The organism is Pseudomonas sp. WAC2 (assembly GCF_030403525.1).
Taxonomy (GTDB): domain Bacteria; phylum Pseudomonadota; class Gammaproteobacteria; order Pseudomonadales; family Pseudomonadaceae; genus Chryseomonas; species Chryseomonas luteola.
The window spans coordinates 122,428-136,186 of sequence record NZ_JAUEPD010000007.1; the positions used below are offsets into that span (position 1 = coordinate 122,428).

Here is a 13,759-nt window from a genome sequence, read left to right on the forward strand (position 1 = left end):
GTTATCCAAGTGAAGCCTCCCGGTCAGTTGCCAAGCGCATTAACTGCGGAGCGGAGTTCGTCCCGATTCAACCGATCAAACGGTAGGGCAAGGAATGCCTGCACGCGCTGCTCGATGATCCTTAGCGTTTTCTCGAAGGCTTGCTGAATATCCGCTTCGCTGGCCTCCAGTGCAGAGGGATCCTCCAGCCCCCAATGAGCCTTGAGTGCATGACCAAAATAGACCGGGCAGGCTTCGCCAGCTGCACGGTCGCAGACGGTAATAACCACATCAGGCGGAGCGTCAGCAAACACGTCGGAAGACTTGCTATAAAGTCCCTCCGTTGTAATACCAGCCCTTTTTAGAGCATTTAAAGTCAATGGACTGACCACCCCGCTAGGATGACTACCAGCGCTAACCGCCTCGAATCCATCAGGAGCCAGATGATTGAACACTGCCTCCGATAAAATGCTTCTGCAACGGTTATGAGTACACATGAACAGTACTTTCATAAAGCCTCCTGGCGCTTACAGACTTAGACGCAGAGCGAGCGCAGCAAGCGTCGCGAGCAAAACGGGCAGGGTAAGCACGATACCTACCTTAAAGTAGTAACCCCAGGTAATCGTAATGTCCTTGCGTGCAAGAACATGTAGCCAGAGCAGCGTGGCTAGACTCCCGATAGGGGTGATCTTCGGGCCCAGGTCGCTGCCAATAACGTTGGCGTAAATCATGGCCTGCTGGACCACACCGGTGGTTTCACTGTCATGAATGGAAAGCGCTCCAATGAGAACCGTGGGCAGGTTGTTCATGATGGACGACAAAAAAGCGGTTAGCAGGCCGGTTCCGATTGCAGCGCCCCATACACCGTAATGAGCGCAATATTTCAACGCCTGCGTCACGTAGTCTGTCAGGCCCGCATTGCGTAGCCCGTATACCACCAGATACATCCCAAGGGAAAAGACGACAATTTGCCAGGGAGCGTCCTTGAGAACCTTCTGGGTGCTGATCACATGACCTCTTGCCGCAATTATGAATAGCAGCAGGGCACAGGCCGCAGAAATAACGCTGATAGGTACACCCATCGGCTCAATGATGAAGAAGCCAATGAGCAGAAGGCCCAGCACCCACCAGCCAGCAATGAACGTTGCACGGTCGCGTATGGCTTCACGAGGGTCCTTGATCTGGGCCAAGTCATAGTGCTGAGGGATTTCACGGCGGAAAAACCAGAGCAGCATGATTAGCGTGGCCAGGATGCTCACGATATTCACGGGTGCCATGATGGCGGCATATTCGCCAAAGCTGATGCCGAAATAATCCGCCGAAACGATGTTTACCAAGTTGGATACCACGAGCGGCAGGCTGGCTGTATCGGCAATAAAACCGGCCGCCATGACAAATGCCAGCGTGGCGGCTGGAGAAAAGCGCAAGGCCATTAGCATGGCGATGACAATAGGAGTGAGGATCAGCGCCGCACCGTCATTGGCGAACAGGGCAGAAACCGCAGCCCCCAGCAGGATAATGAACGCGAACAGCCTGCGTCCGTTGCCGCCACCCCAGCGGGCGACATGCAATGCGGCCCATTCGAAAAAGCCTGCCTCATCCAGTAGCAGGCTGATAACGATAATGGCGATAAAGGTGGCAGTAGCATTCCATACGATATGCCATACGACCGGGATGTCTCCCAGGCTTACAACACCTGTCAGAAGTGCCAGAACGGCTCCTAGGGACGCGCTCCAGCCCACGCCTAACCCTTTGGGCTGCCAGATGACCAGAACGATCGTTATCAGAAAGATCAGAGATGCAATCAGCATGCATGAAACTCGATGGAAGGTTGACGTTGATTAACAGCAAAGCGCCTTACGCTCGGGACGGTTACCCATTTTGTGCAGGCGTTCCATGTCCATCTCGAGCCACGCTGGATTGGCTTCCAGCGTGCTTCGAAGGACAGCTTGAATCCACCCGGGCAAGGTCGGGTGAATCCGGTAATACACCCATTGGCCCTGGCGACGATCCGCTAGCAGTCCACATTGGCGCAGGTGTGCTAGATGGCGAGAAATCTTTGGTTGGATTTCATCCAGAGCGCTGGCGAGCTCACATACACATAGCTCTTCCTCTTGAAGGATCAGCAATGTCATGCGTGCACGGGTCTCGTCGGCGAGGCATTTAAACAGGAGTGAAGGTGTCAGGGATTGGGACATATGGCTTCCTTCAATGAGGGAGGCACTATAATTAATATATGAGAAATCGTATATATGCACATCCATATAATCTGTCAGCACTTACATTGGAAACGTATTTGCTTGCTGGCCACTCTGATAAGAACAGACAAAGAGTGCAGGTGTGAATCATGAGCAGTATCTGGAGCATGACGCTGGCAGCCTTTCGTGATGCAACGGCTGCCAACAGCTCGACACCCAGCTGTGGGGCAGCAGCGGTCGTTTCGGCCACGATGGGAAGTGCGTTGATACTCATGGCGCTGCGGATCAGCGAATCCAAATCGGCTGCTCCTGGTCGGAGCGAGCTGATCAAGCGCGTCGAGCAGCAGATGGCGAAGCTTGGTACCTACGCCGACGCAGATGTAAAAGTGTTTGAGCGCTATATGGATGCGGCTCGACTACCGGAGCATTCCTCAATCCAGGCAGAAGAACGTGAGCAGGAGGTACAAGATGCCGTGGTCGAGGCCACGCAGGTCCCGTTGGAAACAGCAGAAACCTGTCTCGAACTGCTTCGTCTGGCGGAAGAAGGCGTTTCGTTTACGTCCGAGAATGTGCTGAGCGACATACTGTCTGGGAGTCTGTTATTGCAGGGTGGGTTATCGGCGGTACTGCTCAATGTAGATGCAGATGCAAAGATGCTGGAGGAGGGCAAGATGCGGGAGCAGGCAGTTACAAAACGGCAATGGCTTGAGCAGCAGGCAGACCTGTATCTACAGTCCATCAGAAAGGCAGTCTGTACCCGCTAGACACTTTTCTACGGATGTGACTAGCCATTTGGCCTGAATAAGCCAAATGGTTCTATCGTACCTGTACGGTGTTGCAGTACGGGTTAAGTTGCTTTTTCGATAGCCAAGGCCAGTAGATCCTTGGGCTCCAGGTCACGTCCCAGTACATCAATCACGCCCGGCGTAAAGCTGGCCGTGATTTTTTTGGGATTGGACTTCCAGCCCTGAAGAATCATCAATGTCGCCTTCTGGCCATTCTTATGGATGACTCGTAAAGAGGCACGTGATAATTGTGTCAAAAGTGCCTCAATTTCGCTAATTTCATCAGTATCGTGCGGGATAATGATCAGTTCGTTGCGTTTGCGATCATCAAAAAAGATTTCTTCGGTGCGGCGCAGGGCGTTGTTGTATTTGGCCATGAAAGGTATCTCGAAATCGGTTGGGAGACGGGAGCAAAGGCTCTGAACCAGTCTCAATATTGCTGGAGCTCCATCAGCTACGACCGGCCATGAGAACGGTGAACTGTTCAGCCTGAGCCTCACCTGAGAAAAATTTCAGGCGATCTGAAACGAGATTTTCCAGCCGCTATAGCGTTTGCATACTACGCACAGGCAGTTTGCAAACGTTTTCCAATTTAATGGGGCAACCGTTACGAGCACTTACTCGACAACAACGGCGAGATTTGGCGGGGATCAAAAATTTCATAGCTGAATCAACTTCTTACCCTCAGCATGAATACCGCGTTGCTCAAACCCGTCCATCTCACGTGTTTGAAAGGGTAGCGTTCATAGCGCTAGAAAAGTGAGACGCATGTCTCGTTATTGCATTTTGCTGTCTTCTGATCGTCATAAAGTCGACGCCAGTACGAAAGAAGTTGTACCGATACGCAGCGAAGCCGTGTTCATCTACCGACTCCTGCACACATCGACTGATACCAAGTGAAAATTTACCGTTCGTCGGACGTACTACTTGAAAAAAGCGAGCGGGTTCCTATATGGAATTCTGCGGGGCGCCGAAGCCGGGCCTTGCGTTGAAACTTGCTGATGACTCAGGAGATTCCCTATATGAACACTGCATTCTCTCTTGCTCCCTTGTTCCGCCATTCCGTTGGATTCGACCGCTTCAATGACCTGTTCGAATCCGCGCTGCGCAACGAGTCGGGCAGCTCCTATCCACCCTATAACGTGGAAAAGCATGGCGACGATCGCTATCGCATCGTGATCGCTGCTGCCGGCCTTGCCGAAGACGACCTTGAGCTTGAAGTGGAGCGGGGCGTATTGACCGTGAAAAGTGGCCGTCGTGAGAAGAGCGCCGACAGCGTGACCTATTTGCACCAGGGCATCGCCCAGCGTGCCTTCAAGCTGTCCTTCCGCCTGGCTGATCATATCGAGGTGAAAGGTGCGAGCTTGAAGAATGGCCTGCTCAACATTGATCTGGTACGTGAAGTACCGGAAGAGGCCAAGCCCAAGCGCATCGCCATCAACGGCCAGTTGCGTGCTGATGAAAAGCCTGCGCTGGAAGGCCAGATTGCCTAAGTACAGCAGGCATCAGACCCTAGAAAAGGGACGCCATGTGCGTCCCTTTTTGTAATATTTAAGTAATACCAGCCCATATAGTCTTTTCAAACATCTCCATAAAAAGCAAAAGCAGCAAGTCATCAGAAAAAAACGCTACGTTAAGAGACTGGCTTCATACAAACGTAGCTTTCATGCCAGGAGAAGAGGGGTATTACCAGCCGTAGAAATAAATCGCTGTCTAACCAAATATTTTTCCAGTGCTCCAGCTTCATCTTTTCCTTCCAGATCAGCGGAGCGGGGCATTCGCGTCGGCATCGTAATCAGCGTGTCGAGCAGTAATCGAACGGTAGGAAATACGCCCAATGTATCCAGAGCTCTGGCATTGTTCCATGATGTTGATGCTTACCTCATGAAGCATGATCGGTAAAAGCGGGTACGTTGCATATGAACCGTTACGAGTATCTATAAAGTCTCGTAACGGTAGGGGAGGAGCGCTATTTAAAAGCCTTGGCGACTCGAGAGCCTGTATTGCGGCCTAGGACTTCACAGATTCGCTTACCCGCGGTAATCAGCCGAGAAAGATCTACTCCAGTCTGGATACCAAGGCCGTTGAGCATGTAGAGCACGTCCTCCGTGGCCACATTGCCGCTTGCACCAGTTGCATAGGGGCAGCCTCCCAAGCCGGCAACAGAGCTATCGACCACAGAGATACCCTCCAGCAGGGCAGCATAGATATTGGCCAATGCCTGGCCATAAGTGTCGTGGAAATGCACAGCCAGTCGATCACGCGGAATCTCTTGGGAGAGCCTATCTATGAGCGTTCGTACAGCGCCCGGTGTACCAATCCCTATCGTGTCACCCAATGAAACTTCACGGCATCCCATATCAATCAGTTCACGTGCAACTGATAAGACTTGATCAGGCGTAATATCGCCTTCATAAGGGCACCCCAGTACGCAGGAAACATACCCACGGACGTTAATCCCATGCTGCCGTGCAGCCTCCATTACAGGTTCAAACCGCTGCAGGCTCTCATTGATAGAGCAGTTGATATTACGTTGAGAAAAGCTCTCGGATGCTGCTGCAAAGATGGCTATTTCTTTCACACCTACATTCAAGGCAGCTTCGAAACCCATCATGTTAGGCGTCAGGGCACTATAGGTAATACCAGCCCTTTCAAGAATCTTCAAAAATAGATCAGAACTCCCTGCCATCTGCGGGACCCATTTGGGAGAAACAAAACTACCCACTTCAATGTAATCAAGGCCAGTATCAGTCAAATCATTTACCAGCCGTACCTTGTCCTCCAGGCTAATCGGCTGTGTTTCATTCTGAAGGCCATCTCGTGGGCCTACCTCAACCAGACGAACACGCTCAGGCAACATCATTAGCCTCCATTTCAACCAAGGTTGAACCCTCGCTGACCATGTCACCCTCAAGGCAAAGGATGGCCTTGAGCATGCCTGGAGTCTGGGCCCGGATGGTATGTTCCATCTTCATGGCTTCCAGAACCACCAGCGGGGTGCCAGCTTCAACGCGTTGACCTGGTTCTACCAGTATCCGCACGATGCTGCCATTCATAGGAGCGGTAAGCCCACCTGAGTGGGCCGTTTTATTGGTTGCGGCCTGTATGGGATCGAAGCGGGTAAGGGTGTGGGTTTCGCCTCGCCAATTCAGATAGAGGTTGTCGTCGCGGCGCTGCGCCTTGACCTTTCGATCTTTTCCATCCCAGACAACACGCTGTTTTTCTTCATTGCATATCAGCGTTACTGCCTGCCGATTCGGCAAGCCTGCTCGCCATCCGGGCAACGATGCCCAGGGAGCGCTGGGGTCATCAGCCATTGCTACCGGCGGCTCACTGCCTAGCCAGCCTTGAACAGCTGCTTGCCAGAAATCATTGTCATGCTCTGCAGGGGCTGGCAGTAATTCATTCCGATACCGAGGAATGAAATCTGTATCCAGTTCAGCACGCGCGAAGGCGGGGTGAGCCAACACGCGCTTGAGAAAGGCCAGGTTGGTTCGCAGCCCGCCTACCTGGGTATGCTCCAGCATGGCGAGCAGACGTTGTCTGGCTTCTTCGCGGTTCTCGCCCCAAGCGATGATCTTGGCCAGCATGGGATCGTAAAAGGGCGATACTGTATCACCCTCGGTTACACCACTATCGATGCGGCGACCTGGACCACTGGCGGGTTCCTGATAGAGATGCAAGGTACCGGTAGCGGGCAGGAAATCATTGCCAGGATCTTCTGCATACACGCGTACCTCAATAGCATGCCCTTCAAGCGGGACCTGCTCCTGAGTGATGGGCAGGGCTTCACCTCGGGCGATGCGAATCTGCCAAGCAACAAGATCCAGTCCGGTGATAGCCTCTGTCACGGGATGCTCTACCTGTAAGCGCGTGTTCATCTCCATAAAGAAGAATTCGCCACGGTCGTCCAACAGAAACTCGACGGTACCGGCACCGACATAGCCGATCGCCTGTGCAGCCCGTACGGCAGCCTCTCCCATGGCTTTACGCAATGCAGGAGAAAGTCCGGGGGCAGGGGCTTCTTCTATGACTTTCTGATGGCGACGCTGAATCGAACAGTCGCGTTCGTTCAGATACAAACAATGACCGTGCTGATCGGCAAAGACTTGTATTTCGACATGTCGAGGCTTGAGCACGTATTTTTCAACCAGCATGCGGGCGTCGCCAAAGGCAGATTGAGCTTCACGCTGCGCCGAGGCCAGGGCATCAGCCAGATCGGCCTCTCGCTCAACGATTTTCATGCCCTTGCCACCACCGCCGGCAGCCGCTTTCAGCAGAACGGGATAGCCGATCTGCTCGGCGGCCTGTCTGAATGTTTCTAGCGTCTGGTCCTCGCCATGATAGCCGGGAACCAGGGGCACGCCGGCGGTTTCCATCAGGGCCTTGGCGGCAGACTTGCTACCCATCGCCTCAATTGCGGAGGCGGGAGGGCCAAGAAAGAGCAGGCCTGCTTTTTCAATAGCCTGGGCAAAGGCTGCATTTTCGGAAAGAAAGCCATACCCCGGATGGATGGCCTGGGCACCGCTGTGCTTGGCCGCTGCAATAATCTTGTCGATACACAGATAGCTTTCGCCCGGTTTACTACCACCCAGGTTAACAGCCAGGTCTGCTTCGCGAACATGGCGGGCTGTAATGTCGATCTCGCTGTGCACGGCGACCGTTCGGATGCCCAGCGATTGGGCGGTACGCATGATACGACAGGCAATCTCGCCGCGATTGGCGATCAGGAGAGTGTCGAGAGGCTTTAACATGCTCATACGGAGGGCTCCTGCCAGCTGGGCATACGTTTTTCAAGGAAGGCGCTTAGCCCTTCCTGTGCTTCAGGGCTTACCCGCAGTGATGCAATGAAGTGCTGGGTATAACCTTTCAATGCATCATCCAGGTTTGCAGCCGTACCCACTTGGTGTAGCAAGCTCTTGCAGGCTTTAAGGGCTGCGGGGCTGTTGAGGAGCAGATTGTTTTTCCACTCATTGACGGCGGCTTCCAGCTGGTCAGCCGGGTAGGTTTCATCCAGTAGCCCCAAGGCTTGTGCACGACCACTGGAAAAGCGCTCGGCTGTCAAGGCATAGCGGCGCGTGGCTCGCTCGCCAATAGCCCGGACGACATAGGGGCTGATCACTGCCGGAGCCAGACCGATGCGGACTTCAGAAAGACAGAACACAGCATCCTGCGAACCGATGGCCATGTCGCAACAGGCAATCAATCCAAGCGCTCCACCAAAGGCCGCTCCCTGCACGACCGCCAACGTAGGTTGGGGTAGGGCATGAAGTGTTTCCATTAAAAGGCTCAGTCGTTGTGCATCGTCATGGTTTTCCTTGAGGCTCAAGGTGGCCGATGCCTGCATCCAGGCAAGGTCTGCTCCTGCGGAAAAGTGCCGTCCCTGTCCACGCAGAATCAGAAACCGGATGGCCTCATTAGCACCAATTGCTTCCAATGCGTGAATGAGCTCGGCAATCACCTCGGCATTGAACGCATTGTTTTTTTCCGGGCGGTTCAGCCACAAGGTGGCAACGCCGCGGCTGTCGATATCAAGTTGCAAGGTCTGGTAAGTCATCGCGGGATTCCTTACATGCGGAACACGCCAAAGCGGGTCGGCTCAATAGGTGCGTTTAAAGAAGCGGAGATAGCCAGGGCCAGTACTTCACGCGTCTGGGCAGGGTCGATCACGCCGTCATCCCATAAACGGGCGCTGGAGTAGTAGGGGTGACCCTGACGGTCGTACTGCTCAAGGATCGGCTCTTTGATGGCCGCTTCCTCTTCCAGGCTGAGTGCTCCGCCTGTCCGCTCGGTCTGTTCCCGCTTGACCTGCACCAGTACACCGGCTGCCTGTTCACCGCCCATTACCGCGATACGGGCGTTAGGCCACATCCAGAGGAAGCGGGGATCATAGGCTCGGCCGCACATGCCGTAATTTCCCGCGCCAAAGCTGCCGCCAATGATCACGGTAAACTTGGGGACTTGTGCGCAGGCGACAGCGGTCACAAGCTTGGCCCCATGCTTGGCAATGCCGCCTGCTTCATATTTCTGGCCAACCATGAAGCCCGTGATGTTTTGAAGAAACACCAGCGGAATACCTCGCTGGCAGGCCAGCTCGATGAAGTGCGCACCTTTTTGCGCCGCCTCGGCAAACAGGATGCCGTTATTGGCCAGAATTGCTACGGGGTAGCCGTGTAAATGCGCAAAACCGCAGACCAGCGTAGGTCCGAACAGCGCCTTGAACTCGTCGAATTCGCTACCATCAACCAGACGCGCAATCACTTCGCGAACGTCGTAGGGCTGTTTGGCATCTGCCGGGATAACGCCATAAAGCTCATCGGGCGAGTATCTAGGTGCTATGGGAGAGCGCATCTGCACCTGACCCTGTTTGCGCCAGTTCAAATGACCAATACAGCGACGCGCCTGGGCAAGGGCATGCTCATCACTCTCGGCGTAGTAATCTGCCACGCCGGACACCTTGCAATGTACATCAGCGCCACCCAGTTCCTCAGCGGTCACTACCTCACCGGTAGCGGCTTTAACCAGGGGCGGACCGGCCAGAAATATGGTGGCCTGGTTGCGAACCATGATGGTTTCGTCCGCCATGGCGGGCACATAGGCGCCACCGGCAGTACAAGAACCCATCACTACCGCAATCTGCGGAATGCCTTGGGCGCTCATGGTTGCCTGGTTGAAGAAAATTCGTCCGAAATGCTCGCGATCAGGAAAGACCTCATCCTGTCGGGGCAGGTTGGCACCACCAGAATCCACAAGGTAGATGCACGGCAGTCGGTTCTCTTTGGCAATGGCCTGAGCACGCAGGTGTTTTTTGACGGTCAGGGGGTAATACGTCCCTCCTTTGACTGTCGCATCGTTGGCGATAATCATGCACTCCACGCCCTCGACTCGGCCAATACCGGCTACCACGCCAGCCGCCGGTACGTCCTCGCCATAAACCTCATGAGCGGCAAGTTGGGCAACCTCCAGAAAAGGCGAGTTGAGGTCGAGCAGGTGATCAATGCGGTCTCGTACCAGCAGTTTGCCGCGTGAGGTATGACGCTCCTGCGCCTTGGGTCCGCCGCCTTGCTGGATGTGGGCAAGCAGCGCGTGCAGGTTCGCCACCTGTGCCTGCATGGCGTCTTGATTGCGGATAAAGTCAGGCGAGCGGGGGTCGAGCTGACTGGTTATAACGGTCATGGCGGATCTCGCTTCAGCGTTGTTGTTAGAATGTCCGCAGGATAAAAAGCGGGTTACATCGTTTCCTTGAACAACTCGCGCCCGATCAACATGCGCCGGATCTCGCTGGTCCCCGCACCAATTTCGTACAGCTTGGCATCGCGCAGGAGGCGGCCGGTCGGGAATTCGTTGATATAGCCATTGCCGCCAAGAATCTGGATGGCATCCAACGCCATCTGAGTGGCTCGCTCAGCCGTATAGAGAATGACGCCCGCGGCATCTTTGCGCGTGGTTTCTCCTCGATCACAGGCTTGGGTAACGGCATACAGGTACGCGCGGCTGGCATTGAGTTGGGTATACATGTCCGCCACCTTTCCCTGGATCAACTGGAACTCGCCAATGCTCTGGCCAAACTGTTTGCGGTCGTGAATGTAGGGGACAATGACATCCATGCAGGCCTGCATGATGCCGACAGGTCCGCCAGAGAGTACGACACGTTCGTAATCCAGCCCGCTCATAAGTACCTTTACGCCCCCGTTCAGGGCGCCAAGGATGTTTTCTTCCGGCACCTCGACGCCATCGAAAAAGAGTTGGCAGGTATTGGAGCCTCGCATGCCCAGCTTGTCGAACTTGTTGCTGCGGCTGAAGCCTTTCCAGTCACGTTCAACGATGAATGCTGTGATGCCGTGTGGTCCTTTATCCAGGTCAGTCTTGGCATAGATCACATAGGTATTGGCATCTGGTCCATTGGTAATCCAGGTTTTAGTGCCGTTGAGGATGTAGCGGTCACCCTGTTTCTCTGCACGCAGTTTCATGGAAACCACGTCAGAACCGGCATTCGGCTCGCTCATGGCCAGGGCGCCGACATGCTCACCTGATACCAGCTTGGGCAGATATCTGGCTTTCTGCTCAGGTGTACCATTACGGTGGATCTGATTGACGCACAGGTTTGAATGCGCACCATAGGAAAGGGCGATAGAAGCCGAGCCTCGGCTGATTTCTTCCATGGCCACCACATGAGCCAGATACCCTAGCGTCGAGCCGCCGTACTCTTCATTCACTGTGATACCCAGGAGGCCCATGTCGCCAAATTTGCGCCAGAGGTCATGAGGGAACATGTTCTCACGGTCAACGGCTTCTGCACGGGGTGCGATTTCCGCTCTGACAAAGCTTTGCACCTGCTCGCGCAGCATGTCGATGGTTTCGCCGAGGCCAAAGTTGAGCGAGGGGTATGTCATGGGGTCACCTGTGATTGTTTTTGTCTGGTGGAAGCAAAAAGGGGATCAAGCCGTTGCGTTAGCCATCTCCAGCGCCGCGCGACAGCGTTCTTCAGCCGTGTCCAGTTCAAGCTGCATCTGTTGAATATCCAGCAGCTGCTGTGCAAGCTGCTCGCGACGTTCCGCAATCTTGGTCAGCATGCTATTAAGCTGCTTCTGGTTACCTGAACTCGGGTCATACAATTCGATCAATTCCCGGCACTCCGCCAGCGAAAACCCGATTCGCTTACCCCGCAGAATCAACTTGAGCGTGACGCGATCCTTGGCCGAGTAGATGCGCTCCTGACCACGCCGCTCGGGCGTAAGCATGCCTTGCTCCTCATAGAAGCGAATGGTTCGGGTTGTAATGTCCAGCTCTCGGGCCAGATCGGAAATGCTGTAACTCGCCGTCATATGTAAACTCAACTGGATTACTTTTACGTTAACGTAAAGCTGGTCAGCGAAGCTGTCAACTCGCTTCGGTAATGTCTGGATGTAAATACCTCGCAAGCATGCCAGACACCTTTTCAGAAATTTAGCTGTGCTGGTTGGATGCAACGACTTGCCATGCCCTTTACGTTAACGTAAAGATAGCTAGGCTTTAGCGGTAGCCACATGAGTCAGTAGTTCCCACAACAATGACAAGAAGGGAAAGCCATGAACCAACCGAGCTATACCCAGGGCCGTCAAGACAAGCCCTTACTGGCCATGACGATTGGAGAGGCCTTTGATCTTACGGTAGCCCGTTACCCTGAGCGCGAAGCGCTAATTGTTCGTCACCAGAATGTACGGCTAACCTGGCAGGCGTTGGCCGAGGAGGTAGAGGGTTGCGCCAGGGCCTTGATAGCATTGGGTGTAGAGCAGGGGGACCGACTGGGTATCTGGGCACCAAACTGCATGGAATGGTGCGTCACACAGTTTGCCAGCGCTAGAATCGGGGCCATTCTGGTCAATATCAACCCGGCATATCGGGTAGGTGAGCTGGAGTATGTGCTGAAGCAATCCGGCTGCCGTTGGCTGGTGTGCGCGCATACCTTCAAGACGTGCGACTACCACGCCATGTTGAACGAGCTTCTCCCTGATCTTGAAAGCCAGCCCCCAGGGCGGCTGCGCTGTGTAAATCTTCCGGATCTGCACGGCATAATCACGCTGGGCGAAACGGCACCTGCCGGTTTCCTGCGTTGGAGTGATCTTTCCAATTTCGCCAAGCAAACGAGCACGGTTGATGTACATGAGCGCAGCGTGCTACTTCAGTTCGATGACCCTATCAATATCCAGTACACCTCGGGCACCACAGGCTTTCCCAAGGGAGCCACTCTGAGTCATTACAACATTCTCAATAACGGCTACATGGTGGGAGGAAGCCTTGGGCTGACCGAGCGGGATCGTCTGGTCATTCCCGTACCGTTGTATCACTGCTTCGGTATGGTCATGGGTAATCTAGGTTGCCTGACCCATGGTTCCGCCATGATTTATCCGGCGCCATCCTTTGAGCCATTGGCAACATTGAGCGCTGTCTCGGAAGAGCAGGCCACCGTGCTCTATGGCGTTCCCACCATGTTTATCGCCGAACTTGATCATCCTGAACGTGTGCGTTTTGACTTGTCCTCCCTGCGCAGCGGCATCATGGCAGGATCGACATGCCCGATCGAAGTGATGCGCCGAGTCATAACCGAGATGCACATGAGCGAAGTGCAGATAGCCTACGGCATGACCGAAACCAGTCCGGTCTCCCTTCAGACCGGCCCGGACGATGAACTGGAGCGACGCGTTACCACCGTGGGCCGCAGTCAACCTCATTTGGAAAGCAAGATCGTCGATGAGCAGGGCCGCATCGTTCCTCGTGGACAGATAGGCGAGTTATGTACACGCGGCTACAGCGTGATGCTGGGCTATTGGGAAAATCCAAAGGCCACATCCGACGTGCTGGACAGTGCCCGCTGGATGCATACGGGCGACCTTGCTTGCATGGACGAGCAGGGCTATGTGCAGATCGTGGGCCGCAGCAAGGACATGATCATTCGGGGTGGTGAAAACGTCTATCCACGTGAAATCGAAGAGTTCCTATTCCGTCACCCGTCAGTGGCAGATGTTCAGGTAATTGGCATTCCTGACGACAAGTACGGTGAGGAGATCGTCGCCTGGGTCAAGCTGCATGACGGGCACAGCCCGCAGGAGGAGATGCTTCGCGACTTCTGCAAGGCCCACATCGCACACTTCAAGGTGCCGAAACATGTTCGCTTCGTAGACGAGTTTCCCATGACCGTAACGGGCAAGATTCAGAAATTTCGCATGCGGGAAATCATGATCGAGGAGCTGACGCAGCGAAAGGCGTCGTAGTGCGTACCGCTCCCGCTGGTCATGATGTCAGCGGGAGCGGGGGGAA

General features: G+C 54.4%; 13 protein-coding genes. 3 read left to right on the forward strand and 10 right to left on the reverse strand.

All coding sequences use genetic code 11. The features are described from left to right. Positions 1-23 precede the first annotated feature (23 nt). Genes QWJ10_RS16050 through QWJ10_RS16060 form a run of 3 tightly spaced genes read right to left on the reverse strand, consistent with a single transcriptional unit; the run spans position 24 to position 2,177 of the window. Positions 24-491 (reverse strand): arsenate reductase ArsC, encoded by a 468-nt coding sequence (locus QWJ10_RS16050; RefSeq protein ID WP_019365751.1) that lies wholly within the window; start codon positions 489-491, stop codon positions 24-26. Positions 492-506: 15 nt separating this feature from the next. After that, positions 507-1,790, reverse strand: coding sequence for an arsenic transporter (locus QWJ10_RS16055; protein WP_019365752.1), 1,284 nt, complete (start codon positions 1,788-1,790; stop codon positions 507-509). 30 nt (positions 1,791-1,820) lie between these two features. Beyond that, positions 1,821-2,177: a metalloregulator ArsR/SmtB family transcription factor gene (locus QWJ10_RS16060; RefSeq protein ID WP_019365753.1), complete on the reverse strand. Its 357-nt coding sequence runs from the start codon at positions 2,175-2,177 to the stop codon at positions 1,821-1,823. Between the two features lie 149 nt (positions 2,178-2,326). Here QWJ10_RS16060 and QWJ10_RS16065 point away from each other — a divergent pair, with 149 nt between their 5' ends. Further along, positions 2,327-2,941: a cyclodeaminase/cyclohydrolase family protein gene (locus tag QWJ10_RS16065; protein WP_289927954.1), complete on the forward strand. Its 615-nt coding sequence runs from the start codon at positions 2,327-2,329 to the stop codon at positions 2,939-2,941. Between the two features lie 83 nt (positions 2,942-3,024). Here QWJ10_RS16065 and QWJ10_RS16070 read toward each other — a convergent pair whose 3' ends face one another. Further along, a complete protein-coding gene (locus tag QWJ10_RS16070; RefSeq protein ID WP_010798306.1) occupies positions 3,025-3,339 on the reverse strand; it encodes a hypothetical protein in 315 nt (104 codons plus the stop codon). 645 nt (positions 3,340-3,984) lie between these two features. On the opposite strand from QWJ10_RS16070, the gene QWJ10_RS16075 reads away from it, so the two are divergent. Continuing rightward, positions 3,985-4,455, forward strand: coding sequence for an Hsp20 family protein (locus tag QWJ10_RS16075; protein ID WP_197872268.1), 471 nt, complete (start codon positions 3,985-3,987; stop codon positions 4,453-4,455). Positions 4,456-4,931: 476 nt separating this feature from the next. Here the strand turns inward: QWJ10_RS16075 and QWJ10_RS16080 are convergent, their stop codons facing one another. Genes QWJ10_RS16080 through QWJ10_RS16105 form a run of 6 tightly spaced genes read right to left on the reverse strand, consistent with a single transcriptional unit; the run spans position 4,932 to position 11,787 of the window. Next, a complete protein-coding gene (locus QWJ10_RS16080; protein ID WP_289927955.1) occupies positions 4,932-5,825 on the reverse strand; it encodes a hydroxymethylglutaryl-CoA lyase in 894 nt (297 codons plus the stop codon). Continuing rightward, positions 5,812-7,716 carry an acetyl/propionyl/methylcrotonyl-CoA carboxylase subunit alpha gene (locus tag QWJ10_RS16085; RefSeq protein ID WP_289928208.1) on the reverse strand — a complete coding sequence of 635 codons (1,905 nt, stop codon included), beginning with the start codon at positions 7,714-7,716 and terminating at the stop codon, positions 5,812-5,814. The genes QWJ10_RS16080 and QWJ10_RS16085 overlap by 14 nt, the downstream gene beginning before the upstream one ends. A gap of 2 nt (positions 7,717-7,718) precedes the next feature. Further along, positions 7,719-8,519 (reverse strand): enoyl-CoA hydratase-related protein, encoded by an 801-nt coding sequence (locus QWJ10_RS16090; protein WP_219652723.1) that lies wholly within the window; start codon positions 8,517-8,519, stop codon positions 7,719-7,721. A gap of 11 nt (positions 8,520-8,530) precedes the next feature. Beyond that, positions 8,531-10,138 (reverse strand): carboxyl transferase domain-containing protein, encoded by a 1,608-nt coding sequence (locus QWJ10_RS16095; RefSeq protein WP_019364176.1) that lies wholly within the window; start codon positions 10,136-10,138, stop codon positions 8,531-8,533. Positions 10,139-10,191: 53 nt separating this feature from the next. Beyond that, the gene (locus QWJ10_RS16100; protein WP_289927962.1) at positions 10,192-11,355 is read right to left on the reverse strand and encodes an isovaleryl-CoA dehydrogenase; all 1,164 of its coding nucleotides are present in this window, start codon (positions 11,353-11,355) and stop codon (positions 10,192-10,194) included. Between the two features lie 45 nt (positions 11,356-11,400). Further along, positions 11,401-11,787, reverse strand: coding sequence for a MerR family DNA-binding transcriptional regulator (locus QWJ10_RS16105; protein ID WP_010798313.1), 387 nt, complete (start codon positions 11,785-11,787; stop codon positions 11,401-11,403). Positions 11,788-12,030: 243 nt separating this feature from the next. Here QWJ10_RS16105 and QWJ10_RS16110 point away from each other — a divergent pair, with 243 nt between their 5' ends. After that, positions 12,031-13,713, forward strand: a complete 1,683-nt coding sequence (locus QWJ10_RS16110) for an AMP-binding protein (protein WP_289927964.1) — start codon at positions 12,031-12,033, stop codon at positions 13,711-13,713. The last annotated feature ends 46 nt before the right edge of the window (positions 13,714-13,759 follow it).

What these genes read in the sequence shown, in the direction of transcription:
- QWJ10_RS16065 (WP_289927954.1), top strand. Translation starts at nt 2,327, where the DNA reads ATGAGCAGTATCTGGAGCATGACGCTGGCAGCCTTTCGTGATGCAACG.
- QWJ10_RS16075 (WP_197872268.1), top strand. Translation starts at nt 3,985, where the DNA reads ATGAACACTGCATTCTCTCTTGCTCCCTTGTTCCGCCATTCCGTTGGA.
- QWJ10_RS16050 (WP_019365751.1), bottom strand. Translation starts at nt 491, where the DNA reads ATGAAAGTACTGTTCATGTGTACTCATAACCGTTGCAGAAGCATTTTA.
- QWJ10_RS16095 (WP_019364176.1), bottom strand. Translation starts at nt 10,138, where the DNA reads ATGACCGTTATAACCAGTCAGCTCGACCCCCGCTCGCCTGACTTTATC.
- QWJ10_RS16085 (WP_289928208.1), bottom strand. Translation starts at nt 7,716, where the DNA reads ATGTTAAAGCCTCTCGACACTCTCCTGATCGCCAATCGCGGCGAGATT.
- QWJ10_RS16060 (WP_019365753.1), bottom strand. Translation starts at nt 2,177, where the DNA reads ATGTCCCAATCCCTGACACCTTCACTCCTGTTTAAATGCCTCGCCGAC.
- QWJ10_RS16090 (WP_219652723.1), bottom strand. Translation starts at nt 8,519, where the DNA reads ATGACTTACCAGACCTTGCAACTTGATATCGACAGCCGCGGCGTTGCC.
- QWJ10_RS16055 (WP_019365752.1), bottom strand. Translation starts at nt 1,790, where the DNA reads ATGCTGATTGCATCTCTGATCTTTCTGATAACGATCGTTCTGGTCATC.
- QWJ10_RS16070 (WP_010798306.1), bottom strand. Translation starts at nt 3,339, where the DNA reads ATGGCCAAATACAACAACGCCCTGCGCCGCACCGAAGAAATCTTTTTT.
- QWJ10_RS16110 (WP_289927964.1), top strand. Translation starts at nt 12,031, where the DNA reads ATGAACCAACCGAGCTATACCCAGGGCCGTCAAGACAAGCCCTTACTG.
- QWJ10_RS16080 (WP_289927955.1), bottom strand. Translation starts at nt 5,825, where the DNA reads ATGATGTTGCCTGAGCGTGTTCGTCTGGTTGAGGTAGGCCCACGAGAT.
- QWJ10_RS16100 (WP_289927962.1), bottom strand. Translation starts at nt 11,355, where the DNA reads ATGACATACCCCTCGCTCAACTTTGGCCTCGGCGAAACCATCGACATG.
- QWJ10_RS16105 (WP_010798313.1), bottom strand. Translation starts at nt 11,787, where the DNA reads ATGACGGCGAGTTACAGCATTTCCGATCTGGCCCGAGAGCTGGACATT.